The sequence below is a fragment of the Marinobacter sp. 3-2 genome (assembly GCF_003751355.1).
Classification (GTDB): domain Bacteria; phylum Pseudomonadota; class Gammaproteobacteria; order Pseudomonadales; family Oleiphilaceae; genus Marinobacter; species Marinobacter adhaerens.
Map to the genome: position 1 here is coordinate 742,737 of NZ_RJUQ01000011.1, position 24,042 is coordinate 766,778.

Consider the following 24,042-nt stretch of genomic DNA (forward strand, 5'->3'; position numbering starts at 1 on the left):
GGAACAGACAACATGGCCGAATTGGATCGAATAGACCAATCCATTATTCGCGAGCTTCAGAAGAACTCCCGAATCACGGTTACCGAGCTTGCGTCCCGGGTGGGCCTTTCCAAAACGCCCTGCCAGGTGCGGATGCGCCGGCTTGAGGAGCACGGCTATATCACCGGTTACACGGCTCTGGTTAACCAGACCAAACTTGGTCTCAGCCACATTGCCTTCGCACAGGTTACCCTGAACGACACCAGCAGCGGCGCCCTGACCGCCTTTAATAAAGCTGTTCAGAGCGTCTCGGCGGTGGAGCAGTGCCACATGATTGCCGGCAACTTCGACTACCTGCTAAAAGTCCGAACCCGCAACATGCAGGAATACCGGCAGGTTCTTGGGGAGGAAATCTCGGCTCTGCCCCACGTGCTGCAAACCAGCACGTTTGTGGTTATGGAGAACGTCAAGGACGCCGGGCTCTGAGAGCAACCTCCCCTTAGCCGGCGCCAAACCATCTATTCGGACTGCTCGTACTTGGGCTTGTAACCGCTGGCGTCCACCCGGGGTCGATCCGTCTCGGCTTCTGACAGTGGCTGGACCTCCTCGAGGCTTGCCAGAGAACGAAGCGTGAGTCGCTGGTACTCTTCTGTACCCTTTCTCTTCCAGGCGATTTCCTTGTCGCTCAGCATGCGCATAACCTTGGCCGGCGAGCCAACAATCAGCGATCCCGGCTCACAGGTAAACTTCGCCTTAACAAACGCGCAGGCGCCAACAATGGAGCGGGGTGCAATGTGCGCCTCATCCATCACCACCGCATTCATGCCCACCATGGCATCTTCGCCGACAACGCAGCCGTGCAGGATTGCGCCATGGCCGACGTGTCCGTTTTTCTCGACAACCGTATCCATCCCGGGAAAGGCATGCATGACACACGTGTCCTGAACATTCGACCCCTGTTTCAGAATGATCCGCCCGAAATCTGCACGCAGCGAAGCCGCAGGTCCCACGTAGCAATCCGGTCCGATCCAGACATCCCCAATGAGAACGGCGGTTGGATGCACATAGGCGGACGGATGAACAACAGGAACAACGCCTTCTATACTGTAGCTGGGCATAACGGTCTCCTTCGCGGACGGGCCTGGCAGCGCTCCGCCAAACGACAGGCTGAACGTGGGACCCGAAAAGTCATTGTGATTCATTTTCTGTATCACATTATCCTTTTCCGGGAGATTTTTCATACCTTGGCGCCTGTTTTGAGACGAGAATCCACCCCTGCAATGGCCCAAACCTGAGAGCTCTGATGAATTTTTTTTGGATATTCAGCAATATAGACAAAGCAGGCGATCACCTCCGACCAAAGTGATACAGAACCAAGCCAGCACAATCCTTGACGAGTATCAATTCTAAGATATACTCATTTTCCACATTCGATAGCAGTGTGCCGATTTAACACACCTTTCGCGCTATCCCCCCTACAACAAACAACAGGACATACCGCCATGACTCAGCCGAGCATTCTTCTTGAAATCGATCAGGGCGTGGCTCTGCTTACCCTGAACCGTCCGGACAACCTGAACAGTTTCAACGTTGAAATGCATGAGCGTATGCGCGATGCCATCAGCACCGTGCGCAAGGATGAGTCTGTCCGTGTACTGGTCATCACCGGCTCCGGCCGGGGTTTTTGTGCGGGGCAGGATCTTTCCGACCGCAGCGTCTCACCAGATCAGGAAATGCCGGACCTGGGCGCCTCTCTGGAGAACTATTACAACCCGCTGATGCGGAGCCTCCGGGATCTGCCGATGCCCGTGCTCTGTGCGGTTAACGGGGTGGCCGCTGGCGCCGGCGCCAACATTGCCCTGGCCTGCGACATTACCCTGGCAGCCCGTTCTGCGAATTTCGTTCAGGCCTTCTGCAAACTGGGGCTGGTACCCGATTCCGGCGGCACCTGGACTCTGCCCCGGGTAGCGGGCATGGCACGTGCCAAAGGCATGGCACTTCTGGGCGACAAGATCAGCGCCGAGCAGGCCGAGAACTGGGGCATGATCTGGCGTTGCGTTGATAACGAGCAACTCATGGAAGAGACCATGAAACTTGCCCGCCATTTCGCGACCCAACCGACCAAGGGCCTTGCACTGATCAAACGGGCACTGCACGCCAGCGCCAGCAACACCTTTGAAGAGCAGATCAATCTGGAGCGCGATCTGCAGCGCATGGCGGGACAGACCGAAGACTACCGTGAGGGCGTTGCCGCCTTCATGGAAAAACGCACGCCGAACTTCAAGGGGAAATAAGCCATGCCGGCACTGGATACTCAAACCAAAGTTGCCGTCGTCGGCGCCGGCGCCATGGGCTCCGGCATTGCCCAGGTGGCCGCCCAGGCAGGCCATCAGGTTTACCTGCACGACCAGAGAGAGGGTGCCGCCGAGGCGGGCCGTGACGGTATCGCCAAACAGCTTCAACGTCGTGTCGACAAAGGCAAGATGCAGCAGCAGGAGCTGGACGATGTTATCGGCCGGATTCACCCGGTTGCAAAGCTTGATGACGTCGCAGACGCCGGGCTGGTGATCGAGGCCATCATCGAAGACCTCCAGATCAAACGTCAGCTGCTGGCGAGCCTTGAAGACATGTGTACCGCCGATGCGATCCTCGCCACCAACACCTCCTCCATCTCTGTGACCGCCCTCGGTGCTGACATGAGCAAACCGGAGCGTCTGGTGGGCATGCACTTCTTCAACCCGGCACCCCTGATGGCGCTGGTCGAAGTGGTCATGGGGCTGGCGACCTGCAAGACCGTTGCCGATACCGTCCATGCCACGGCCACCGCCTGGGGCAAGAAGCCGGTGTATGCAACGTCGACTCCGGGCTTCATCGTGAACCGCGTGGCCCGTCCGTTTTATGCAGAGAGCCTTCGCCTCCTTCAGGAGCAGGCCACCGATGCCGCCACACTGGATGCGATTATCCGCGAAGCTGGCCAGTTCCGCATGGGCGCATTCGAGCTGACCGACCTGATCGGACACGACGTCAATTATGCGGTTACCAGCTCTGTTTTTAATTCCTATTATCAGGACCCCCGCTTTCTGCCGTCACTGATCCAGAAAGAACTTGTGGAAGCCGGTCGCCTGGGACGCAAGAGCGGACAGGGGTTCTATCCCTATGGCGAGAGTGCGGAAAAGCCGCAGCCAAAGACCGAGCCTGCACATCAATCCGATGAGTCCGTGGTCATTGCCGAAGGCAATCCCGGCGTAGCCGCACCGCTGCTGGAACGACTGCAAGCAGCCGGCCTGACCATTATCGAGCGCGACGGCCCGGGCCAGATTCGCTTCGGCGATGCGGTACTGGCACTTACCGACGGCCGGATGGCTACCGAGCGTGCCGCCAGTGAGGGCGTCGCCAATCTGGTGCTGTTCGACCTTGCGTTTGACTACAGCAAAGCAAGCCGGCTTGCCCTGGCGCCTGCCGATCAGGCGTCCGACGCAGCGGTTTCCTGTGCCTGTGCTTTACTGCAAAAAGCGGGTATCGAAGTCAGCCTGATCGCGGACCGGCCGGGGCTGGTCATCATGCGTACCGTCGCCATGCTGGCGAATGAAGCGGCCGATGCGGCTCTTCACGGTGTTGCAACGGTCGCGGATATCGATCTGGCAATGAAAGCGGGCCTGAACTATCCCGACGGCCCCCTGAGCTGGAGCGACCGCCTGGGCGCGGGCCACGTGTTCAAGGTGCTCACCAACATCCAGACCAGCTACGCAGAGGACCGCTATCGCCCTGCCCTGCTGCTCCGGAAGAACGCATTTGCACAGAAGGGGTTTTATTCATGAGCGAGATGGATCCGCAAGTACTCGCCGAAGAATGCGCCAAGGCCATGTTCGCGCGGGACCGCGCCAGCCAGAAACTGGGTATGAACATCGAGTCCGTTGCCCCGGGCAAGGCAGTGCTCACCATGACGGTCACCGGCGACATGATCCAGGGCCACGGCTCCTGCCACGGCGGTTACCTGTTCACCCTGGCCGATTCGGCGTTTGCGTTTGCCTGTAACAGCTACGACCGCGCCACCGTGGCCTCCGGTTGCAGCATTGATTACATGTACGGCGCCAAAGAGGGCGACCTGCTGACCGCCACCGCCGAAGAACAGGCCCGCGGCGGCCGCACCGGCGTTTACGACATCACACTAACCAATCAGGACGGCCGCAAGGTTGCCCTGTTCCGGGGCCGCTCCTATGAGGTTCGTGGCACCGTACGCAATTCGGAGGAAACTGCATGAGCGCCGACAATATCCTGAAAGACGCCTACATCGTCGATGCCATCCGCACCCCCATCGGTCGATACGGCGGTGCTCTCTCCGCCGTGCGGGCAGATGACCTGGGCGCCATTCCTATCAAGGCCCTGGCAGAGCGCCATCCGGATCTGGACTGGTCGAAAATTGACGACGTTCTTTATGGCTGCGCCAACCAGGCCGGTGAAGACAATCGCGACGTTGCCCGCATGTCCCTGCTACTGGCGGGTCTTCCGGTGGACGTACCGGGCAGCACCATCAACCGTCTGTGCGGTTCCGGTATGGATGCAGTCGGCAGCGCCGCCCGGGCCATCCGTACCGGCGAAACACAGCTGATGATTGCCGGCGGCGTCGAATCCATGTCCCGTGCTCCCTTCGTTATGGGCAAGGCCGACTCTGCATTCAGTCGCAAGGCGGAGATTTTTGACACCACCATCGGCTGGCGCTTTGTAAACCCGGTACTGAAAAGGCAGTACGGCATTGATTCCATGCCCGAGACGGCGGAAAACGTTGCGGCCGACTTCGGCATTTCCCGGGAAGACCAGGACGCGTTCGCCCTGCGCAGTCAGCAGCGGACCGCGGCTGCCCAGAAAGAAGGCCGCCTGGCCGCTGAGATCACACCGGTCACGATTCCCCGCCGCAAGCAGGACCCGCTGGTGGTGGACACCGACGAGCATCCCCGGGAAACCAGCCTGGAAAAACTCGCCTCTCTGCCAACCCCGTTCCGTGAAAACGGCACGGTGACTGCGGGCAATGCGTCCGGCGTGAACGACGGAGCCTGCGCACTGCTTCTGGCGGGAGCCGATGCCCTCAAACAGTACAACCTGAAACCCCGCGCCCGGGTAGTTGCCATGGCAACGGCTGGCGTAGAGCCACGGATCATGGGCTTTGGCCCTGCACCGGCCACCCGAAAGGTTCTGGCCACCGCTGGTCTGGAACTGGCAGATATGGATGTTATCGAGCTGAACGAGGCATTTGCTGCGCAGGCCCTGGCGGTTACCCGGGATCTCGGCCTGCCGGATGATGCCGAGCACGTAAATCCGAACGGTGGCGCCATTGCCCTCGGCCATCCCCTGGGCATGAGCGGCGCCCGGCTGGTAACCACTGCCCTGAATGAACTGGAGCGTCGCCACGCCGCGGGCCAGAAAGCCCGGTATGCCCTCTGCACCATGTGCATCGGCGTTGGCCAGGGCATCGCACTGATCATTGAACGGATGGATGCGGTGGCCTGAAGCCACTCGCCAACAAGAACAAAGACCCTTATTCGACAAGAACAACGCAGGACAGAACCATGACCTTACCACTGCAAAAACTTGGCAAACTTGACCGCATGGAAACCGCCAGCATTGATGAGCTGCGCCACGAACAGCTGCAGCGTCTGCGCTGGAGCGTTGTCCATGCCTACACCAACGTGCCGTTCTACCGCAAAGCGTTTGATGACCAGGGCCTGAAGCCCATGGACATCAACTCGCTGGAAGACCTGGCCAAGGTGCCATTCACCACCAAGGCGGATCTGCGGGACAACTACCCGTTCGGCATGTTTGCCACCCCCATGTCCGACGTGGTGCGGGTGCACGCCTCCAGTGGTACCACCGGCAAGCCAACCGTCGTCGGTTACACCCAGAGTGATATCAACACCTGGGCCGACATTGTGGCACGGTCCATCCGGGCCGGCGGCGGCTCCCGTGGCGACAAGGTTCATGTAGCCTATGGCTATGGCCTGTTCACCGGCGGTCTGGGCGCCCACTACGGTGCCGAACGCCTTGGCTGCACGGTTATTCCGATGTCCGGCGGCCAGACCGAGAAACAGGTTCAGCTGATCAAGGATTTCGAACCGGACATCATCATGGTGACGCCGTCTTACATGCTGAACATTGCCGATGAAATGGAGCGTCAGGGCATTGATCCCCATAAACTGCCCCTGCGGCTCGGCATTTTCGGCGCAGAACCGTGGACCAACGCCATGCGATCCGAGATCGAGGAGCGCCTCGGCATCGAGGCTCTTGATATCTATGGCCTGTCGGAAGTCATGGGGCCGGGCGTGGGCATGGAATGCATTGAAACCAAAGACGGCCCGACCATCTGGGAAGATCACTTCTATCCGGAAATCATCAACCCGGAAACCGGTGAAGTGCTGCCTGATGGTGAATACGGTGAGCTGGTCTTCACGTCATTGACCAAGGTGGCCCTGCCGATTCTGCGCTACCGCACCCGCGACCTCACCCGCCTGCTTCCGGGCACAGCGCGCCCGATGCGCCGGATTGACAAGATTACCGGTCGCAGCGACGACATGCTGATCATTCGCGGCGTCAACGTGTTCCCGAGCCAGATCGAGGAGCAGGTGCTCAAGTGCGAGGCCCTGGCACCGCACTACGAGATCGAGGTTTACAAGGAAGGCAACCTGGACTGCGTGGATATCCGGACCGAACTGAAACCCGGCGTAACCGACACCCCCGAGAGTCGTGCTGCGGCGGCCAAGGAACTGGCGCACCACATCAAGTCCTACATCGGCATCAGTACCCGTGTCGAGGTGGTGGAAACCAACCGTCTGGCACGCTCGGAAGGCAAGGCCAAGCGCGTGTTCGATCGCCGTAACCAGTAAATCCGACCGACCAGCAGAGAGTCAGCACGCAGCGGATGCCGCTGACTCTCGCTGCTTTTCCCACCACCAGGCCCCGCAATCACCGATTTAAAATTGCTTTCCGTTTGCTGATCTCAATAGCATTTGCTCACGTATCACTTTTTTTATTATGCAAATCAGCACTATAAGATCTCATAAGGAAGCTTTTAGATATAACATGACACACAAAGACTGTTCTTGATATTTATTCAGTATCATATAATATGGAGTCATTGATCCTCAGTTGTTATTGAGGGTTCTCTGTTCACGGACAACAGAACAACAAGCCCGATCCGGAGGTATTTGTTTATGTACGCCCAGCTCGTTGAAACCGGCGCCAAGCGCCTTAAGACCAAAGAAGAGATGTCGCCCGAAGAGCGCGACTTTCAGGAAAAGGTCGACGCCGAAACCAAAATCGAACCCAAAAACTGGATGCCGGAAGGCTACCGGAAGACCCTGATTCGCCAGATTTCCCAGCACGCCCACTCTGAAGTGGTCGGCATGCTGCCGGAAGGCAACTGGGTTACCCGCGCGCCTACGCTCAAGCGTAAGCTCCAGCTGATGGCCAAGATTCAGGACGAAGCGGGCCACGGCCTGTACCTGTACAGCGCCATGGAAACCCTGGGTGCTGACCGTGACGAAGAGATCGAAAAGCTGCACCAGGGCAAAGCCAAGTATTCCAGCATCTTCAACTACCCGACCCTGAACTGGGCGGACATGGGTGCCGTTGGCTGGCTGGTAGACGGCGCCGCCATCGTTAATCAGGTGGTGCTGCAGCGTACCTCCTATGGTCCCTATTCCCGCGCCATGATCCGCATCTGCAAGGAAGAAAGCTTCCACCAGCGTCAGGGTTACCAGATCCTGCTGGACATGATGCGCGAAGGCACCGAGGAACAGAAAGCCATGGTGCAGGACGCCATTAACCGTCTGTGGTGGCCGGCACTGATGATGTTCGGACCGCATGACGACGAGTCCCCGAACTCCCAGCAGTCCATGGCCTGGAAGATCAAGCGCAAGAGCAACGACGAACTGCGCCAGATGTTTATTGACCAGACCGTGCCGCAGCTCGAATTCCTTGGCTGCACTGCACCAGATCCGGACCTGAAGTGGAACGAAGAAACCGGCCATTACGATTTCGGCGAAATCAACTGGCAGGAGTTCTACGACGTCCTCAAGGGCAACGGTCCCTGCAACCGCGAGCGCATCAAGACTCGCAAGAACGCTATTGACGAAGGTGCCTGGGTCCGTGAAGCGGCCGTCGCCTACGCCGAAAAACAAAAACAGCGCGCACAAGCCGCCTGATACCGGAGGAATACAACATGTCTGAATGGCGCCTTTACGAAGTCTTTGTACGGTCCAAGCACGGCCTGAACCACAAACACGTGGGCAGCGTGCATGCCGCAGACGCCGAGATGGCCATGGAAAACGCCCGTGACCTTTACACACGCCGTAACGAAGGCGTAAGCATCTGGGTGGTTCCCTCCGACGCGATCACGGCGTCCGCGTCCGACGAGAAGGAAGTGCTTTTCGATCCGTCGGAAGACAAGGTTTACCGGCACGCTTCCTTCTACAAGCTGCCCGATGAAGTCGGACACATGTAAGGAGCGGTACCCATGACACAAACAGAAGCATTAAAGGAATACCTGCTGCGCCTGGCAGATTCCGACATGATCCTCGGCCAGCGCCTTTGCGAGCTGTGTGGCAAGGCCCCGGCGCTTGAGGAAGAGATGGCACTGATGAACGTTGCCCTCGACCTCGTCGGCCAGGCTCGCAACTGGTACGAGTATGCAGCCGAGCTGATCGACGATGGCCGCGATGCTGACAAGCTAGCCTTCCGCCGGGACGCTCACGAGTATCGCAACCTGCTGATGACCGAGCAGCCCAACGAGGACTACGCCGTCACCATGGGCCGTCAGTTCTTCTTCGACGTTTACCACTACTTCACGCTCAAGAGCCTGACCGAATCCAGCGACGAGCGCATTGCCGGCATCGCTGCTAAGGCGCTGAAAGAGGTGACCTACCACCTGCGCCGCTCCTCGGAGTGGGTGAAGCGTTTTGGTGATGGCACTGAAGAAAGCCACCGCCGCATGCAGGACGCCGTCGACATCCTCTGGCGTTTTACCGGCGAGCTGATTACGCCGGACGACACCGATCGTGTGATGGCCGAGGCGGGCATTGGCCCGGATACTGACCAGCTGGCCAAAGACTGGCGCGGCATGGTCAACGAGGTGCTCACCCAGGCAACCCTGACTCCTGGCGCGGAAGACGCCTGGATGTACATGGGTGGCAAGCACGGCGAGCACACCGAACACCTCGGTTTCATCCTGGCAGAAATGCAGTTCCTGCAGAGGGCCTATCCCGATGCCACAACATGGTGATTCAGACAGCCGGTCAGCTGTCGACATTCTGATTGCCAGTGATCGGGTGCCGGCCAACGCCCGCCCCGATCTGCTGACAGAGGACGACATCTGGGCACTTCTTGAAGAGGTCAAAGACCCTGAAGTGCCGGCAGTCAGTGTCGTGGAGCTCGGCATTGTCCGGGCGGTTCACTGGGACGGTAAAGAACTGTCCATTGACGTGACCCCGACCTACTCCGGGTGCCCGGCAACCGAACTGATTGAGGAGCTGATCGCCGAGGCGCTACGCGCCGCTGGCTTCCGCGATCCGAAAATCAAACAGGTGCTGACCCCTGCCTGGACCACCGACTGGATCACAGACGAAGGCAAAGAAAAGCTTCGGGCGTTCGGTATCGCGCCACCCGAGGGCAGCTCCAGCAAAATGAGCCTGCTTGGAGAACCGGAAGTCATTGCCTGCCCTCATTGCGGCAGCAAAGACACCGAACGGGTCAGCGAGTTCGGATCCACCGCCTGCAAAGCCCTTTATCGTTGCAAGGAATGCCTCGAGCCCTTCGACTATTTCAAATGCATCTAGAGCCGATACGATCATGAACAAATTTTACTCACTGACCCTCAAAGAGGTCAGACCTGAAACAAGAAACGCCGTATCACTTGCTTTTGACGTGCCGGAAGATCTGGCAGACAAGTTTAACTACCAGCAGGGCCAGCACCTGATCGTGCGCACCAAGCTGGATGGCGAGGAAGTTCGCCGCTCCTACTCGATCTGCCGAAGTGTCAACGACCAGGAGCTTCGCATCGCCGTCAAACAGGTTCCGGGCGGTCGCTTCTCCACCTTTGCCAACGAGCAGCTCAAGCCCGGCCAGACTCTGGAAGTCATGCCGCCGCAGGGCCATTTCTCGGTTGATCTGGACCCCGAGCGTGAAGGCAACTACCTGGCGGTAGCCGCCGGCAGTGGTATTACTCCGATCCTCTCGATCGTGAAGACCACCCTGGAAACCGAGCCCAAGAGCGAGGTCACCCTGTTCTACGGCAACAAGGCCACCAGCAGCACCATGTTCCGTGACGAGCTGCAGGACCTGAAAAACGAGTACATGTCTCGTCTTAACCTGGTGTACATCTTCACCCGTGAAGAACAGGACATCGACCTTTACAACGGTCGTATCGACCACGAGAAGTGCGACAAGCTGTTCGATCACTGGATCAATGCCAAGGAGCTCACGGCGGCCTTTATCTGCGGCCCGCAGATGATGACCGAGACCGTGCGCGACTCGCTGCTGAACCACGGCATGGAAAAGAGCAGGATCCACTTCGAACTGTTTACCCCGGCTGGTGGTGTTCCCCAGGCCCGGAAAGACCGGGATCCGGCACACGTCGATCCCCAGTCAATCAGTGAAGTAACGGTGATCGCTGATGGCCGCTCACTGACTTTCCCGCTGGTGCGCGACACCAAGAGCATTCTGGATGCCGGCAATGAAGAAGGCGCGGACCTGCCCTATTCCTGCAAGGCTGGCGTCTGCTCCACATGCCGAGCCAAGGTCGTGGAAGGCGAGGTAGAGATGGACCAGAACTTTGCACTGGAAGACTACGAGGTGGAAGCCGGTTACGTGCTCTCCTGCCAGTGCTACCCGATCAGTGACAAGGTGGTTCTGGACTACGACGAAATGTAGTTTCCGCCCCCAAAACAAGACAAGAGCAAGGCAAGTCCCGCAGCAACGGGGCTTGCCTTCGCGTTTCAGAAACGAATGGAGTTTCCCATGTCAGTCCTGAAAAGTTTCATTGCCGGCCAGTGGGTCGGCGAAAAGCCCGCCAAGGCTCTGCCAAGCGCCGTTAACGGCGAGATCGTCGCCCACACCCACGACGACACTCTCGATTTCAAGAACGCTGTTGAGTATGGCCGCAAGGTTGGCGGCAAAAACCTCATGGCGATGGATTTCCAGGAGCGCGCCCTGGCCCTGAAGGCCATGGCCCTGTACCTCCAGGAGCACAAAAAAGAACTCTACGCCCTGTCGATGCATACCGGTTCCACCAAGGGCGATAACGGCATCGATATCGACGGTGGTTTCGGCACGCTGTTTTCCTACGCCAGCATGGGCCGCCGCGAACTTCCCTCGGGCAACGTGGTTCACGAAGGCCCGGTGACTCCGCTGGGCAAGAACAACCACTTTGCAGGCACCCATATCCTGGTTCCCCGCGGCGGCGTTGCGGTTCACATTGACGCCTACAACTTCCCGGTGTGGGGCATGCTCGAAAAGTTTGCACCCACCTTCCTGGCAGGCATGCCGTCCATCGTGAAGCCGGCCACCTCAACCTGCTACGTGACCGAACTCGCCGTCCGCCTGATGCAGGAATCCGGCGCGCTTCCGGAAGGCAGCCTGCAGTTGATCATTGGCAGCACCGGCGACCTGTTTGACCATCTGGAAGAGCAGGATGTGGTGACCTTCACAGGCTCGGCCGCAACGGCACGGAAGCTCAGGAACCACCCGAACATCATCAATCGTTCGATTCCGTTCAACGCCGAGGCCGATTCACTGAACAGTGCTATTCTGGCGCCGGACGTCACCCCGCAGCACGAAGAATTCGACGTCTTCGTGAAGGAAATCCGCCGCGAGATGACCGCCAAGGCCGGTCAGAAATGTACCGCCATTCGTCGTATCTTCGTACCGAAAGACCAGGTGAACGCGGTCTGCGACAAGCTGAAAGAGCAGCTCTCCAAGATCACCGTGGGTGATCCCTCTGTCGAGGGCGTTCGCATGGGTGCACTGGCCTCCGTCGACCAGCTGGAAGATGTGAAAGCCAACATCCAGGAATTGCTCAAGACCAGTGAGCTGGTTGTGGGTGGCGAAGGCAACTTCAAGGCTACCGGCGATGGCACCGAGAAGGGCGCGTTCATCGAGCCGCACCTGCTGCTGTGCCGGAACCCGGAAAGCGGCTGTGGTGCCCACGATATCGAGGCATTCGGCCCGGTTGCTACCGTCATTCCTTACGACACCATCGAGGACGCGGTTGAGCTTTGCTCCAGGGGCCGCGGCTCCCTGGTCACCACTCTGACCACCCGTGATCCCGCCATTGCTGGCAGGGTCGCCCCGCTGCTGGCCGCGTTCCATGGCCGCCTGCACCTGCTGGATGCCGAAGCCGCAAAAGAATCCACAGGCCACGGTTCTCCTCTGCCCATGCTGAAGCATGGCGGCCCCGGTCGCGCCGGTGGTGGTGAGGAACTGGGCGGTATCCGTGCGGTTCACCACTACCTGCAGCGGACCGCAATCCAGGGCTCACCCAGCATGCTGGCTGCGGTTACCCGCGAGTATGTACGCGGTGCCGATCTGATCGAAACCGACGTGCACCCGTTCCGTCGCCACTTCGAAGACCTGCAGATCAACGAATCGCTGCTGACTCACCGACGCACCGTTACCGAAGCCGACATCGTCAACTTCGGCTGCCTGTCCGGTGATCACTTCTACATGCACTTTGATGAAATCGCAGCGCGGGACTCCCAGTTCGGCAAGCGTATTGCCCACGGTTATTTCGTGCTTTCCGCTGCTGCCGGCCTGTTTGTCTATCCGGGCGAGGGCCCCGTGCTGGCTAACTATGGTCTGGACACACTGCGCTTCATTGAACCGGTTGCCCCGGGAGACACCATCCGGGCACGACTGACCTGCAAGCGCAAGATCGATCAGGGTCGGACATCTCCGGACGGACATCCTCAGGGTGTAGTGGTCTGGGACGTCCAGGTTCACAACCAGAACGACGAAATGGTTGCGAGCTACGACATCCTGACACTGGTTGCCAAGAAGCCCGAGTAACACCGGGCTTTCCTGTTTTCTCCCTGTCCTGGACCCCAGGGGGAAAGCGTCAGGCAAATAAAAGGGGGACAGGTCGCAAGACCTGTCCCCCTTTTATTGGTGCAAGAAAAACCCGGGTGTTTACATGCCCAGATAGGCCTCCCGCACCTTCTCATTGCTGAGCAGCTCACGGCCGGTCCCTTCGATCACCACCTTGCCGGTTTCCAGCACGTAGCCGCGATCCGCCAGAGCCAGCGCCTGGGAGGCATTCTGCTCTACCAGGAAGATGGTAATACCCTCTTCCTTGAGTTCCTTGACGATGTTGAAGATCTCCTCGATGATCAACGGCGCCAGACCCATGCTGGGCTCATCCAGAAGCAGCAGTCTTGGCTTGGCCATCAGGGCACGGCCCATCGCAAGCATCTGTTGCTGGCCACCGGAGAGCTCGCCTGCCAGGTTATGGCGCTTCTGTCGCAGAATCGGAAACTTGGTGTACATCCGTTCCAGATCGTCCATTACCTCGGGGGTTTTGCCACGGGTATAGGCGCCCAGAAGCAGGTTGTCATGAACGCTCAAGTCCTTGAACACCTGCCGGCCTTCAGGCACCTGGACGATGCCATCAGCTACCCTCTGATCGGCAGTGATCTTTGAGAGATCCTTGCCTTCAAAGGTGATGGCACCCCGGTCTGTGGGCTGAAGACCCGAGATAGTCATCAACAGTGTGGATTTGCCAGCACCATTGGCGCCTACCAGTGACACGATCTCACCACTGTTGATGTGGATGTCCACATCATGCAGGACTTCAATCTGGCCGTAGGAGGTCACCAGTCCCTTGATGGACAGCATCTCTTCTTTGGCATGAGGCGCCGTCACCCGGTCTGCGTGCTTCAGGCCAAGACCACCGAATTTCTCGGGTGTATAGCTGACAATCTGGTGCCGCAATTCCCGGAATTCCTCCCGGACGCGCTCACCGAACAGCGGATCGTTTTCCACGTCCCGCGCTTCAATGATCTGCTGCCAGTCTTCCTCGGTCAGGAGTTTACGGGCCCGTGGAATAACCACGCCCTCTTCCTTGCGAATGTGTTTGCGCAAGGCTTCCGTGAAACGGGCCAGAGCATGGCTGAACTCTTCGCGACCTTCCGGCCAGCCTCTTTCGCACTCCGCCAACAACTGGCGCAACTCCACCAGCTTTTCATGACCGATGACATAGCCCTTCGCCAGCTTCTCCAGAAGAGGCGCTGTCTCGGGGGACTTCTCACTGAGCCGTTTGTAGAGCTCAATGTCAGTGGGCGTGCTATGCACCCGCTGGGAGAAGTGCTGAATGTAATCAAAAATGGTCTTCAGCAGCCGCTCATCCGGGCGCTGGTCGTTAAGGTTCATATCACTCAGCAACTGGTCCAGCAGATCCAGGATCCGCCACAGCGCCTGGTGCTCATGAACAATAATCCGTACGGCCTGCTCACTGCGTGACTGGGCAGGCGCCATTTCAGTATTTTGCTCGCTCATGTGAAATGTCTCCTTGCTCAGCCACCCAGATAGGCGGCGATAACATCCGGGTTCTGGCGAATTTCCTCGGGGGTCCCTTCCGCCAGAACACGGCCATAGTTAAGCACCAGCAACCGATCGGATATCCCCATCACCAGTTTCATGTCGTGCTCAACCAGCATGACCGTGGTGCCCTGATCTGCAATCTTCCGGATCAATTCCTCCAGAGCCGCGGTTTCAACCGCGTTCAAACCGGCAGCAGGCTCGTCCAGGAGAATGACCTTGGGTTCCGCAGCGAGTGCCCGGGCTATCTCCAGTCGCTTGAGCGCGCCATAGGACATCGCCGAGGCTTCAGCATCCAGGTAGTCGCCGCACCCCACATATTCCATCAGTTCGGCCGCACGCTTACGTGCCGCGGCCTCGTTGCGGCGCAGCGAAGGCAAACGGAACAGGGTGGTAAACAGACTGCTCTTGAGCTGCAGGTGCCGACCGAGCATCACGTTCTCGATGGCGGTCATGTTCATGCAGATCTGCATCTGCTGGAACGTTCGGCACATACCCCGCTCCGCCAGATCATTCGGCTCCAGCTTTGCGGTGCTTTCACCGTTCAGCCGGATCTCGCCCTTGGTCGGCGTGTAAAGCCCTGTGATCAGGTTGAACAGCGTTGTCTTACCGGCACCGTTGGGGCCGATAACGGAATACACCTGACCGGCTTCAACCGAAAAGCTGACGCCCTCCACGGCATGGACACCACCGAAGGCCTTATCCAGCCCCTTTACTTCGACCAGTGCTGTCATGCCTCACCTCCCGCTTTCTTACGCATCTTTTTGGAAACAAACGCGGTCAGTGTGGGCAGCAGCCCTTTGGGCATAAAAATCATGGTGAGCATCAGTATCAGGCCGAACATGACATGCTCCAGCTCCTGGAAATCTGCCAGGACCTGCGGCAAAAGCTTCAGCACCACGGCACCGAGGATCACGCCGAAGGTAGAACCCATGCCACCCAGTACAACCATGGTGATGAAGAGAATGGAAAATTCGAAGCTTGCGACCGCAGGCGTAATGAAGCCCTGGAAGTGGGCGTAAAGGCTTCCCATCAGGCTGGCGTAGATTGCCGAGATCACAAACACCAGGCTTTTGTATTTCGCGGTGTTCACGCCAACAACGCTGGCAGCCACTTCCGAGCCGTGAACCGAACGCAGTGCCCGGCCAATCGGCGATTCAATGAGGTTCAGGGCAAACCAGACTGCTACCAACAGCACCACGCTTGCAAAGATATACCAGGCCTGAAAACCTTCGATTGGAATACCGAACAGCGAATAGCTGCCAAAGGCGCTCAGCTCCCAGCCAAAGATTTCGAAGGCCGGCACCGGCATACCGTCTGGCCCGCCGGTAAGTGCACGCTCGTTGTTCAGGATGATGGCAATGATGAAGCCAACGGCAAGGGTTGCCATGGAAAGGTAGTGGCCTTTCAGGCGCAGAATCGGCCGGCCAACAATCCAGGCAATAGCGCCCACAACGATGGCTCCGACCACCAGAGCGGGCACCGACGACCAGCCATAGGTACCTGTAGCGATGCCGGTGAAATAAGCGCCGAGGCCAAAGAAGCCGGCATGCCCCAGGCTGATCTGGCCGGCAAAGCCTACCAGCAGGTTAAGGCCAACCACCGTAGCGGCAATAATCGCCATCTGGGTAACCAGTTCGTAATGGAACGGGTTGCCCAGAAAAGCGGGCAGAATAATGAGAATGAGGGCGAGAATCACCAGCCCCCGGAGACGCGACTGCATAAAGGTGTTTAACATCAGACGCGCTCCACTACCTTGGCACCAAACAATCCGCGGGGCATGAAGAACAACACCAGCAGGATCATGGAGAACGCCACGGCATCCTTGTAGTCTGATGAAATGTAGCCGGCCGCCATGGCTTCAACGATACCAAGCGACAGACCACCGACAACCGCACCAACGCCGCTACCCAGGCCGCCAATGGCAGCCGCCACAAAGCCTTTCAGCCCGAGAATGATACCGATGTCGTAGGACGTGAACGTGATCGGGGCAACAACAATACCGGCCACAGAGCCCAGTAATGCCGAAACCATGAATGCCAGCATCAGAACCATCTGAGTCCGGATACCGACAAGGCGCGCAGCCTCCTTGTTCATGGATGTCGCCAGGATAGCCTTGCCAATCAGTGTCTTGGTAAAGAACAGCACCAGGCCGACCACCAGGATCGCGCCAATACCGAGAACCCAGAGGCTCTGGCTATTCAATACCGCTCCGAAAACTTCAATAGGCTGGTCTGTGCTGAAATTCTGCATCACGTGGTATTCCTTGCCCCAGACAACCTGGGCAATACCACGGATAAAGATCGACGCCCCGATGGTGATAATGATCAGGGTAACAACATCGGCCTGCTTGGCAGGTGCAATCGCGAACCGCTGCAGGGCGACGCCAAGAATACCGGCCAGAATGACCGCCAACACGACTGCCAGGATCATGGGCACGCCCATGGCCGTAAGCGAAACCGTAGCCATGCCTCCAATCATCAGAAACTCGCCCTGGGCGAAGTTGATGACGTGACTGGCGTTGTAGATGAGGGTAAAGCCGAGGGCTATCAGGGCGTAAGTCGCACCGATAGTAATCCCGGTGAACAGGTACTGTAAGAATTCTGCGAGCATAGCGGTGGTTCCGGTCGAACATCGGCTGGCGACTTACCCTGAATAGGGGTCGTCGCCAGCCGCGAGACAGGTTAAAGGGGTATCAGTCGATCAGTTTCCATTCGCCATTCTGGACTTCCAGAATGCGGAAGGAGTCTGGATCAAGGCCGTTGTGGTCTTCCGGTGACATGTTGAATACACCGGTTACGCCGACATAGCCCTGGATATTCTCCAGTGCGTTACGAACGGCTTCCGGATCGGTCGAGCCGGCTTCTTCCATAGCGCGGACCGCCAGCATCAGGCCATCGTAGGCGTAGGCACCGAAGGTGGACACCTTGGAATCCCAACGGGCTTCGTATTCAGCCTTGTAGTTCTGAACCACTTCTTTCTGGGGATCGTCGTTCGGCAGGGAATCCGGCACCAGCAGCGGGGACGCTGGCAGGCGAAGGCCTTCTGCAGACGAACCGGCGAGTTCGAGGAAGCTGTCGGATGCAACGCCGTGGGACTGATAGAACGGGAGTTCCATGCCCAACTGAGCATAGTTGCGGGTTACGATGGCCGGGCCCTGACCGAAACCGAAGTTCAGCACCGCTTCCACACCACTTGTGTTACGGATATTGGTCAGCTGGGCGGTCATGTCTGTATCAGATCCGCTGTAGGTAACATCGGCCACAACTTCCATGCCCATCTGTTCGGCGACTTCCAGAGTCTGTGTGCGACCGGAGCTTCCGAAACCACCCGTGCCTGAGATCAGGCCGAACTTGGTGATACCGCGGTCTTTCATATCGCTCAGGATACGTTCCGCCGCCATGCGATCAGTCTGGGGGGTCTTGAACACCCACTTCTTGACCGGGTTGGTAATAACGACCGCACCGGCCAGGGAGATAAACGGCACCTGGGCCTGTTCAATCAGAGGAACCGCCGCCATGGTGGCGCCGGTGGTACTGCCGCCAACGATGATATCAACCCGGTCCGAACGGATCAGGCGACTGGCAAAGTTGCGGGCAGAGGAGGCGTTGCCAACGTCGTCGTAGTGGATCAGCTCCAGCTGACGACCAAGTACACCACCTTCTTCGTTGATTTTTTCGACGTACATCTCGAGCGTTTTCAGCTCGGGATCGCCGAGAAAGGATGCCGGACCTGTGACAGACAGGAAGGAACCGATCTTGATGGGTTCAGCGGCCTGTGCGCTCATCATCATGAGGCCGGCGGCTGCGACGGCTGCGCATTTTCCTGCGCGACGAATCACTGTTTTAAACATTGTTTTTGTTCTCCCGTTTTTTGCAGGGGCTTGAGTTTTTGTTTCTTCGCTCCCGGTATGATTCGATACCATTGACGAATATCAAATGAAGTTATTGTATCATAACGCTCGTGTCAACTGATTTCCGGGAGTGCCAACGCGGCTCTTTCAGTAAAGCCGACACTGGCGGAACACGCCAGCACCGCTGATCGAAAGACAAACCTTTACCTGACACGTAAGAACCGCATAATACGTGGAACATGTTTCATTGATTCTTATTTGCGAACTCAGGCCATGACTGCAAAAAGCCAGCTAGAACTGCTCGTCAAAAACTTCCAGAAGAAGCGACCCCTCCGGGCCGGCTCTCTCATCATCACCATCTACGGTGATGCCATCGTTCCCCGCGGCGGCAATGTATGGCTGGGCAGCCTGATGAAGCTGGTCGAACCCATGGGTATCAGCCAGCGACTGGTCCGCACCTCGGTGTATCGACTGGTCCAGGAGTCCTGGCTGCAGACCGAGAAGGTGGGCCGTTGCAGTTATTACAGCCTGACCGGCCCTGGACTGCGTCGGTTCGAGCAGGCGTTTCAGCATGTTTACAATCTGGATACCGAAGAATGGAGCGGCAGCTGGTGCCTGGTTTACCTGAACCAACTGTCACCGGAGCTAAGACAGAAAGTCCGTGAAGAATTGAAATGGCTCAGTTTTGGCAGCATGGCACCCGGGTTGATGGAGCACCCGCGGTTTACGCGTAGCGAACTGATCCCGATGCTTCAGGAGTGGGGCGCTCTGGACGACACCATCGTGATGCAGACCATGCCCATGGAGCAGAAGAGTCCAAGAGCCCTCAGGCTGCAAGTTCGCGAAAGCTGGAACCTCGAGGAGCTGGGCGGTCGCTACAGGCGCTTCCTGAGCCAGTTCCGCCCTTTGTGGCGGGAACTGCAGACAGAAGATACCCTCAGTCCCGAGGAGTGCCTGATTCTCCGGATCCTGCTGATCCACGAATACCGAAAGATCCTTTTGAGGGATCCACTGCTGCCGGATGAACTGTTACCTGGTGACTGGGAAGGCCGCAGCGCCAAACAGCTTTGCCGCAACCTTTATCGGCAGATCTATGCGCGCGCTGAGCAGTGGCTGGACGCGAACCTCGAGAACGCTTCTGGTCCGCTTCCGGGGCCCGGTGAGAAGTTCTACAAACGCTTTGGCGGCCTGAGAGATACCGCTGCCCAGACTGACCTGAGGACGGAACCGGAGGTGTTGTAACCGACGGTCAGTCAGGTGATTTGCCGTCAGCGGAAGAGAGCTGCTTTCTGGTTGCCAGGCGCCCCTCCCGACGGATCTGTGCGTTTTTGAATCGGCGCCGCTGCTCCTCCGTCTCCGGAATCACATCCGGTACCTCCACAGGGCTGTCATGCTCGTCCAGCGCAACAAAGGTGAAGAAGGCCGAGAGAATATGCCGGGTATCGCCGGTATAGCTGTTCTCCGCCTCTACCCTGGCCCCGATCTCCATGGACGAGCCCCAACTGCGGTTCAGCGACAGGCTGAACAACAGCGTATCATTTCCCTTCGCCGGCGCCCTGAAATGGATTGAATCCACGGCAGCCGTCACACAGACATGGGCAGAATGTCGTTCTGCCACAACCAGCGCCAACCGGTCGCATTTGGCCATGATCATCCCGCCGAACACCGTGTCGTGGGAGTTCATGTCGTTCGGAAATACCTTGTAAACGTGCTTCTCAATTGCAGATGCTGAGACGGGCTTTGAAGGCTTGTCAGCCATTAATGATCCTCTTTTTCCGGTGCCGATGAAGCAATTACCTCTCTGACGACATTCGCGCTGTGCAAAAATGCCGCCTGCTCCTTTTCATCCAATCGCGGATGCAGAACTCGCTCAATGCCATTACGGCCAACAACCGCAGGCAAGCTCAAGCAAACATCATCCACACCGAGAAAGCCGTCAACGCGAAGACTGACCGGTAGCGTGTGCTTCGAATCATTTGCAATGCATTCAATGATCTCTGCCGCCGCCAGGGCAACCGCATAATTGGTACAGCCCTTGTGTTTCAAAACCTCAAAACCCGCACGGGACGCTCTCTCGAACAAAGCATACCGGCCGGGCGTAGCATCGAGTGTTTCGCCACCAACATCCGCGCAACTCATGGCGGGAAACTGGCTGTCTCCGTGCTCGCCCAGAATGTAGGCGCGAATATCCTCACTGTGGATGCGAAGCTCTTCTGCCAGTAATTGGCGAAACCTGCTCGAATCCACCAATGTGCCGGTTCCGATAACCTGATTCGGACGAAAACCGCCAAATTCCAGAGCATAATGCACCAGAACGTCCACCGGATTCGACACCATCACAATCTTGCAGTCGGGCGACATCCTTGCCAACTCTGGCATCAGCTCTTTCATTAACTGGACATTTCCCTGCGCCAGTTCCAGACGACTGCTCATGTTTTTTGGCGTGGGAACGGATGCGCAGACGGCAATCACATCCGAGCCGGCGGTATCGGAAATCGTACCGGCAGTAACTTGTGCAGGCGTATTTACAAACAACTGACCGTGGCGAAGATCAAGCACATCACCCAGCACGGATTCTTTGCTTCGGCCAACCAGAACCAGTTCATCGATAATGTTTTTCAACGTCAGCACGAAAGCCAGCGTCGACCCGACATTCCCCAATCCAATGACTGAAACTTTCATGTGACCTCCGCAGGTTTTCTTTCACTTCCCCTCGCCTGGGCTCTACGAGCCAAGTGAAGAACAATAACCCCCAACGCCATCACCACCAGGGTCAGCCAGAGACCGTTGGTATAGTTACCTTCGACATCGGCCAGATAGCCGACCACGGCGGGTGCCATCATCTGTGCAATGCCATAGCTGAAAGTCAGCCTGCTCATGGGCCGCGAGGGATTCTCCGGGAAAGCCCGCCCCACCATCGCCAGCATCATGCTGACGATACCGATGAAGCTGACGCCATAGATCACCGAGCTGACCATCACACTGGCCAGGCTGGTATTTACAATCAGCATCAGGATGCTTACGGAGTTCAGAGTGTAGGCCAGGTATAGCGCCAGCCACTGCCCCCACCGACGGGAGAACACATCCCACAACCAGCAGGCCGGAGTAGCAGAAAGGCCTGCAATCAGCCAGACCAGCCAGCCCTGCCCCTGAAGCTCGGGCATGGATTCAGCAATAGCCACCAGAAAGGTAGCCGTGACCACATAGCCAACGCCGGCGCAGAAATACGCCAGTTGCAGGATACGTATGAATCGACTGCGCTCGTCGCCACCAGCGGTTGTCCCCGTTTTTGGCAAGGCACAGGCGCGGTAATCGGGCATCCAGCGCCAGGCGGGGATCAGCAACGCCAGGGCCACCAGACCATAGATCACCCATTGCTGGTCCCAGGTAAACGGATCCTTGATCAGTTCCGCGGTAACAGCGGTCAGAACAATCCCGAGCCCGATGCCGGAAAAGAAAACGCCAAGCTCGGACTTCTGGTTGTTCTTGATCAACCAGCTCATCAGCAGACCCGCGCCAAGCAACATGCCCGCGGAGGTGCTCAGCCCTGAGATGAAACGCAGGATGAACCAGAGCCAAACGTTGGTGGTGTACCCCATGAGAACCGTCGAAACCACAGCGACCACCAGCCCGAGCTGGTAAAGCCTGACTTTGAGACCGAGATCGCTGATGCGGGTAATCAGCACTGCACCAGTCAGATAGCCGGCGTAGTTAACCGTCGCCAGCATGCCGACAACGGATTTGCTCAGCCCCAGTGCAGCCACCATCTCCGGGATCATGGGCGTGTAGGAAAACCGGGCAATCCCCACCATGACCACAACAGCAATCACGCTGGCGACCAGCACCTTTATCGTTTCTATTGGCTTCACAGGGTTTCCTTACTTCGGAACGGCTTCAGATCAGGCGCGACCCAGGAACTTGCGCTCCTCCACGTTGATGCGAATGCGATCGCCGGTGGAGATGTGCTCGGGAACCTGAACAACCAATCCCGTGGCAAAACGGGCGGGCTTTGTTCGGGCCGTCGCAGAGCCACCCTTCACAGACGGGTCCGTCTCCTCGATTACCAGCTCAACCGTGGGCGGAAGAGCCAGCGAAACCGGCGAATCCTTCAACAGGATGACCATCACGCCCTGAGTATCTTCGGAAATGAACAGCAGCTCGTCGGCAATGGCCTCGCGGTTCAGGCTGTACTGGGTGAAATCCTCGGTATCCATGAACACGTATTCATCGCCATCGGCGTAAGAAAAGGTGGCTTCCCGGCGAGTGAGGTCGGCCAGGTTAAGCATGTCCGAATCCTTGAAGGTCTCGTCCAGCTTCTGGTTGGTCACGACATCGTACATGCGCATGCGGTAGAGACTGCCGCCGGCCCGGCCCTGGGGCACTGAACGCTCGATGTCCTTTACAAAATACACCCGACCATCGTATTCAACGGCGGAGTTCTTTTTGATTTCACTGGCTCTGGGCATGTCTTCTGTTTCCGTAAAATAATTGGGGTTTTGGGGCTGCTGATATATCACGACTTCGCCCCGGAATCGATAGCTCTTAGCCTACTAGAGCTCTCACATCAGATAGAAAGCGGTCAACCTGTTCATTGGTCGTTGCCCAGGAACACATCAGGCGGGCACTGCCTCCAATAAAGTTGTAGAAGCGCCAGCCTTTGGCCCGCAATGCTGCCTGCAACGGCTCCGGCATTTCCACGAAAACACCGTTGACCTGTCTCGGGTAGCGTAGCTGGATACCGGGAAGGCCTTCCAGACCCGCGGCAAGACGCTGGGCGCAGGCGTTAGCGTGGCGGGCGTTCTGCAACCACACATCGCCTTCGAGAAGCCCGCACCAGGGTGCAGAAATATAGCGCATCTTGGAGGCCAGCTGACCAGCCTGCTTACAACGCCACTCAAAGTCCTCCGCCAGAGACCGGTTGAAGAACACCACCGCCTCGCCGAGCGCCAGGCCGTTCTTGGTACCGGAAAAGCATAAGACATCGACACCGGCCTTCCAGGTAATCTCCGCTGGATGCACATCCAGCGCAGCCACCGCATTGGCGAAGCGGGCACCGTCCATATGAATATTGAGCTTGTGGCGATCGGCGACCGACCGGATAACCTTCAGCTCCTCCGGTGTATAGACCGTGCCAACCTCTGTGGCCTGGGTCAGGCTCAGCGCTTTAGGCTTTGGGTAGTGAATATCGGTTCGTTTGGTTACCAGGTGCTCGATACTCTCCGGTGTCAGCTTGCCGTTCTCGCCCTGCCCCAAAAGCAGTTTGGCACCGTTGGAGGCATACTCCGGGCCACCGCATTCGTCGGTTTCAATGTGTGCCAGCTCATGGCAGATCACGCTGTGAAACGACTGACCGATGGACGCCAGAGCCAGCGAGTTGGCAGCGGTGCCGTTGAACACGAAGAAAACATCGCAGTCGGTATCGAACAGCGTTCTCAGACCATCCGCCGCTTTTTGCGTCCAGCTGTCCTCGCCGTAGGCCGGCTCATCCATTCGGTTGGCCGCTTCCATGGCTTTCCAGGCCTGTGGGCAAACACCGCTGTAGTTATCGCTGGCAAACTGTTCGGACTGGGACACAACCGCTCCTGAAAACTGGAAGGAAAGCCTTTAACGTTATAGGAACCGCCAGCCGTTGC

At 57.9% G+C, this 24,042-nt stretch carries 24 protein-coding genes and 1 pseudogene; 13 read left to right on the top strand and 12 right to left on the bottom strand.

What is annotated here, in order from left to right:
• Positions 1-12: 12 nt before the first annotated feature.
• The gene (locus EDB94_RS05200; RefSeq protein WP_008173814.1) at positions 13-465 is read left to right on the top strand and encodes an Lrp/AsnC ligand binding domain-containing protein; all 453 of its coding nucleotides are present in this window, start codon (positions 13-15) and stop codon (positions 463-465) included.
• A gap of 32 nt (positions 466-497) precedes the next feature.
• Here EDB94_RS05200 and paaY read toward each other — a convergent pair whose 3' ends face one another.
• Positions 498-1,097 (bottom strand): phenylacetic acid degradation protein PaaY, encoded by a 600-nt coding sequence (gene paaY, locus EDB94_RS05205; RefSeq protein WP_008173812.1) that lies wholly within the window; start codon positions 1,095-1,097, stop codon positions 498-500.
• Between the two features lie 384 nt (positions 1,098-1,481).
• Between paaY and paaG the strand changes: the two genes are divergently transcribed.
• The 11 genes from paaG (at position 1,482) to paaZ (ending at position 13,029) form a co-directional block, all read left to right on the top strand.
• On the top strand, positions 1,482-2,273 hold the full coding sequence (paaG, locus tag EDB94_RS05210; protein WP_008173811.1) for a 2-(1,2-epoxy-1,2-dihydrophenyl)acetyl-CoA isomerase PaaG: 792 nt from the start codon (positions 1,482-1,484) through the stop codon (positions 2,271-2,273).
• A gap of 3 nt (positions 2,274-2,276) precedes the next feature.
• Positions 2,277-3,797 carry a 3-hydroxyacyl-CoA dehydrogenase PaaH gene (gene paaH / locus EDB94_RS05215; protein WP_108017654.1) on the top strand — a complete coding sequence of 507 codons (1,521 nt, stop codon included), beginning with the start codon at positions 2,277-2,279 and terminating at the stop codon, positions 3,795-3,797.
• A complete protein-coding gene (gene paaI, locus EDB94_RS05220; RefSeq protein WP_014577964.1) occupies positions 3,794-4,240 on the top strand; it encodes a hydroxyphenylacetyl-CoA thioesterase PaaI in 447 nt (148 codons plus the stop codon). The genes paaH and paaI overlap by 4 nt, the downstream gene beginning before the upstream one ends.
• Positions 4,237-5,484 (top strand): 3-oxoadipyl-CoA thiolase, encoded by a 1,248-nt coding sequence (pcaF, locus tag EDB94_RS05225; RefSeq protein WP_181259006.1) that lies wholly within the window; start codon positions 4,237-4,239, stop codon positions 5,482-5,484. Before paaI ends, pcaF begins: the two co-directional genes overlap by 4 nt.
• 59 nt (positions 5,485-5,543) lie before the next feature.
• Positions 5,544-6,854 carry a phenylacetate--CoA ligase PaaK gene (gene paaK, locus EDB94_RS05230; RefSeq protein ID WP_014577966.1) on the top strand — a complete coding sequence of 437 codons (1,311 nt, stop codon included), beginning with the start codon at positions 5,544-5,546 and terminating at the stop codon, positions 6,852-6,854.
• Between the two features lie 327 nt (positions 6,855-7,181).
• Positions 7,182-8,174, top strand: coding sequence for a 1,2-phenylacetyl-CoA epoxidase subunit PaaA (gene paaA / locus EDB94_RS05235; protein WP_008173802.1), 993 nt, complete (start codon positions 7,182-7,184; stop codon positions 8,172-8,174).
• A gap of 17 nt (positions 8,175-8,191) precedes the next feature.
• Positions 8,192-8,473, top strand: coding sequence for a 1,2-phenylacetyl-CoA epoxidase subunit PaaB (gene paaB, locus EDB94_RS05240; RefSeq protein ID WP_014577967.1), 282 nt, complete (start codon positions 8,192-8,194; stop codon positions 8,471-8,473).
• Positions 8,474-8,485: 12 nt separating this feature from the next.
• The gene (gene paaC / locus EDB94_RS05245) at positions 8,486-9,250 is read left to right on the top strand and encodes a 1,2-phenylacetyl-CoA epoxidase subunit PaaC (protein WP_008173798.1); all 765 of its coding nucleotides are present in this window, start codon (positions 8,486-8,488) and stop codon (positions 9,248-9,250) included.
• A complete protein-coding gene (gene paaD, locus EDB94_RS05250) occupies positions 9,234-9,803 on the top strand; it encodes a 1,2-phenylacetyl-CoA epoxidase subunit PaaD (RefSeq protein WP_008173796.1) in 570 nt (189 codons plus the stop codon). The genes paaC and paaD overlap by 17 nt, the downstream gene beginning before the upstream one ends.
• A gap of 13 nt (positions 9,804-9,816) precedes the next feature.
• The gene (paaE, locus tag EDB94_RS05255; RefSeq protein ID WP_108017655.1) at positions 9,817-10,896 is read left to right on the top strand and encodes a 1,2-phenylacetyl-CoA epoxidase subunit PaaE; all 1,080 of its coding nucleotides are present in this window, start codon (positions 9,817-9,819) and stop codon (positions 10,894-10,896) included.
• 87 nt (positions 10,897-10,983) lie between these two features.
• Complete coding sequence (gene paaZ, locus EDB94_RS05260; RefSeq protein WP_108017656.1) at positions 10,984-13,029, top strand: phenylacetic acid degradation bifunctional protein PaaZ; 2,046 nt, start codon at positions 10,984-10,986, stop codon at positions 13,027-13,029.
• 120 nt (positions 13,030-13,149) lie between these two features.
• Here the strand turns inward: paaZ and EDB94_RS20840 are convergent, their stop codons facing one another.
• The 6 genes and pseudogenes from EDB94_RS20840 to EDB94_RS05285 all read right to left on the bottom strand — a co-directional run bounded on the left by EDB94_RS20840 (position 13,150) and on the right by EDB94_RS05285 (position 18,409).
• A complete protein-coding gene (locus EDB94_RS20840; RefSeq protein WP_041646303.1) occupies positions 13,150-13,854 on the bottom strand; it encodes an ABC transporter ATP-binding protein in 705 nt (234 codons plus the stop codon).
• Between the two features lie 210 nt (positions 13,855-14,064).
• Positions 14,065-14,514 (bottom strand): annotated as a pseudogene (locus tag EDB94_RS20845) (hemerythrin domain-containing protein); the annotation flags it as partial.
• 17 nt (positions 14,515-14,531) lie between these two features.
• Entirely contained in the window at positions 14,532-15,290 is a 759-nt protein-coding gene (locus tag EDB94_RS05270) for an ABC transporter ATP-binding protein (protein WP_108017658.1), read from the bottom strand.
• On the bottom strand, positions 15,287-16,294 hold the full coding sequence (locus EDB94_RS05275; protein ID WP_108017659.1) for a branched-chain amino acid ABC transporter permease: 1,008 nt from the start codon (positions 16,292-16,294) through the stop codon (positions 15,287-15,289). The genes EDB94_RS05270 and EDB94_RS05275 overlap by 4 nt, the downstream gene beginning before the upstream one ends.
• Positions 16,294-17,169, bottom strand: coding sequence for a branched-chain amino acid ABC transporter permease (locus tag EDB94_RS05280; RefSeq protein WP_014577972.1), 876 nt, complete (start codon positions 17,167-17,169; stop codon positions 16,294-16,296). Before EDB94_RS05280 ends, EDB94_RS05275 begins: the two co-directional genes overlap by 1 nt.
• Positions 17,170-17,251: 82 nt before the next feature.
• On the bottom strand, positions 17,252-18,409 hold the full coding sequence (locus tag EDB94_RS05285) for an ABC transporter substrate-binding protein (protein ID WP_014577973.1): 1,158 nt from the start codon (positions 18,407-18,409) through the stop codon (positions 17,252-17,254).
• Between the two features lie 273 nt (positions 18,410-18,682).
• Here EDB94_RS05285 and paaX point away from each other — a divergent pair, with 273 nt between their 5' ends.
• Positions 18,683-19,651: a phenylacetic acid degradation operon negative regulatory protein PaaX gene (gene paaX, locus EDB94_RS05290; protein WP_014577974.1), complete on the top strand. Its 969-nt coding sequence runs from the start codon at positions 18,683-18,685 to the stop codon at positions 19,649-19,651.
• A 7-nt stretch (positions 19,652-19,658) separates the two neighbouring features.
• On the opposite strand, the gene EDB94_RS05295 is transcribed toward paaX, so the two are convergent.
• From EDB94_RS05295 to EDB94_RS05315, 5 genes are all read right to left on the bottom strand, one after another.
• Positions 19,659-20,168 carry an acyl-CoA thioesterase gene (locus EDB94_RS05295; RefSeq protein ID WP_108017660.1) on the bottom strand — a complete coding sequence of 170 codons (510 nt, stop codon included), beginning with the start codon at positions 20,166-20,168 and terminating at the stop codon, positions 19,659-19,661.
• Complete coding sequence (locus EDB94_RS05300) at positions 20,168-21,091, bottom strand: malate dehydrogenase (protein ID WP_108017661.1); 924 nt, start codon at positions 21,089-21,091, stop codon at positions 20,168-20,170. Before EDB94_RS05300 ends, EDB94_RS05295 begins: the two co-directional genes overlap by 1 nt.
• Positions 21,088-22,278, bottom strand: coding sequence for a YbfB/YjiJ family MFS transporter (locus tag EDB94_RS05305; protein ID WP_108017662.1), 1,191 nt, complete (start codon positions 22,276-22,278; stop codon positions 21,088-21,090). Before EDB94_RS05305 ends, EDB94_RS05300 begins: the two co-directional genes overlap by 4 nt.
• A 30-nt stretch (positions 22,279-22,308) precedes the next feature.
• Entirely contained in the window at positions 22,309-22,875 is a 567-nt protein-coding gene (yeiP, locus tag EDB94_RS05310) for an elongation factor P-like protein YeiP (protein WP_062781535.1), read from the bottom strand.
• A 76-nt stretch (positions 22,876-22,951) separates the two neighbouring features.
• Entirely contained in the window at positions 22,952-23,983 is a 1,032-nt protein-coding gene (locus EDB94_RS05315; protein ID WP_108017663.1) for a low specificity L-threonine aldolase, read from the bottom strand.
• Between the last annotated feature and the right edge of the window lie 59 nt (positions 23,984-24,042).

Bases quoted from the DNA above. Each gene is read 5' to 3' on its own strand.
- EDB94_RS05200 (WP_008173814.1), top strand. From the start codon at position 13: ATGGCCGAATTGGATCGAATAGACCAATCCATTATTCGCGAGCTTCAG.
- paaY (WP_008173812.1), bottom strand. From the start codon at position 1,097: ATGCCCAGCTACAGTATAGAAGGCGTTGTTCCTGTTGTTCATCCGTCC.
- paaG (WP_008173811.1), top strand. From the start codon at position 1,482: ATGACTCAGCCGAGCATTCTTCTTGAAATCGATCAGGGCGTGGCTCTG.
- paaH (WP_108017654.1), top strand. From the start codon at position 2,277: ATGCCGGCACTGGATACTCAAACCAAAGTTGCCGTCGTCGGCGCCGGC.
- paaI (WP_014577964.1), top strand. From the start codon at position 3,794: ATGAGCGAGATGGATCCGCAAGTACTCGCCGAAGAATGCGCCAAGGCC.
- pcaF (WP_181259006.1), top strand. From the start codon at position 4,237: ATGAGCGCCGACAATATCCTGAAAGACGCCTACATCGTCGATGCCATC.
- paaK (WP_014577966.1), top strand. From the start codon at position 5,544: ATGACCTTACCACTGCAAAAACTTGGCAAACTTGACCGCATGGAAACC.
- paaA (WP_008173802.1), top strand. From the start codon at position 7,182: ATGTACGCCCAGCTCGTTGAAACCGGCGCCAAGCGCCTTAAGACCAAA.
- paaB (WP_014577967.1), top strand. From the start codon at position 8,192: ATGTCTGAATGGCGCCTTTACGAAGTCTTTGTACGGTCCAAGCACGGC.
- paaC (WP_008173798.1), top strand. From the start codon at position 8,486: ATGACACAAACAGAAGCATTAAAGGAATACCTGCTGCGCCTGGCAGAT.
- paaD (WP_008173796.1), top strand. From the start codon at position 9,234: ATGCCACAACATGGTGATTCAGACAGCCGGTCAGCTGTCGACATTCTG.
- paaE (WP_108017655.1), top strand. From the start codon at position 9,817: ATGAACAAATTTTACTCACTGACCCTCAAAGAGGTCAGACCTGAAACA.
- paaZ (WP_108017656.1), top strand. From the start codon at position 10,984: ATGTCAGTCCTGAAAAGTTTCATTGCCGGCCAGTGGGTCGGCGAAAAG.
- EDB94_RS20840 (WP_041646303.1), bottom strand. From the start codon at position 13,854: ATGCTGTCCATCAAGGGACTGGTGACCTCCTACGGCCAGATTGAAGTC.
- EDB94_RS05270 (WP_108017658.1), bottom strand. From the start codon at position 15,290: ATGACAGCACTGGTCGAAGTAAAGGGGCTGGATAAGGCCTTCGGTGGT.
- EDB94_RS05275 (WP_108017659.1), bottom strand. From the start codon at position 16,294: ATGTTAAACACCTTTATGCAGTCGCGTCTCCGGGGGCTGGTGATTCTC.
- EDB94_RS05280 (WP_014577972.1), bottom strand. From the start codon at position 17,169: ATGCTCGCAGAATTCTTACAGTACCTGTTCACCGGGATTACTATCGGT.
- EDB94_RS05285 (WP_014577973.1), bottom strand. From the start codon at position 18,409: ATGTTTAAAACAGTGATTCGTCGCGCAGGAAAATGCGCAGCCGTCGCA.
- paaX (WP_014577974.1), top strand. From the start codon at position 18,683: ATGACTGCAAAAAGCCAGCTAGAACTGCTCGTCAAAAACTTCCAGAAG.
- EDB94_RS05295 (WP_108017660.1), bottom strand. From the start codon at position 20,168: ATGGCTGACAAGCCTTCAAAGCCCGTCTCAGCATCTGCAATTGAGAAG.
- EDB94_RS05300 (WP_108017661.1), bottom strand. From the start codon at position 21,091: ATGAAAGTTTCAGTCATTGGATTGGGGAATGTCGGGTCGACGCTGGCT.
- yeiP (WP_062781535.1), bottom strand. From the start codon at position 22,875: ATGCCCAGAGCCAGTGAAATCAAAAAGAACTCCGCCGTTGAATACGAT.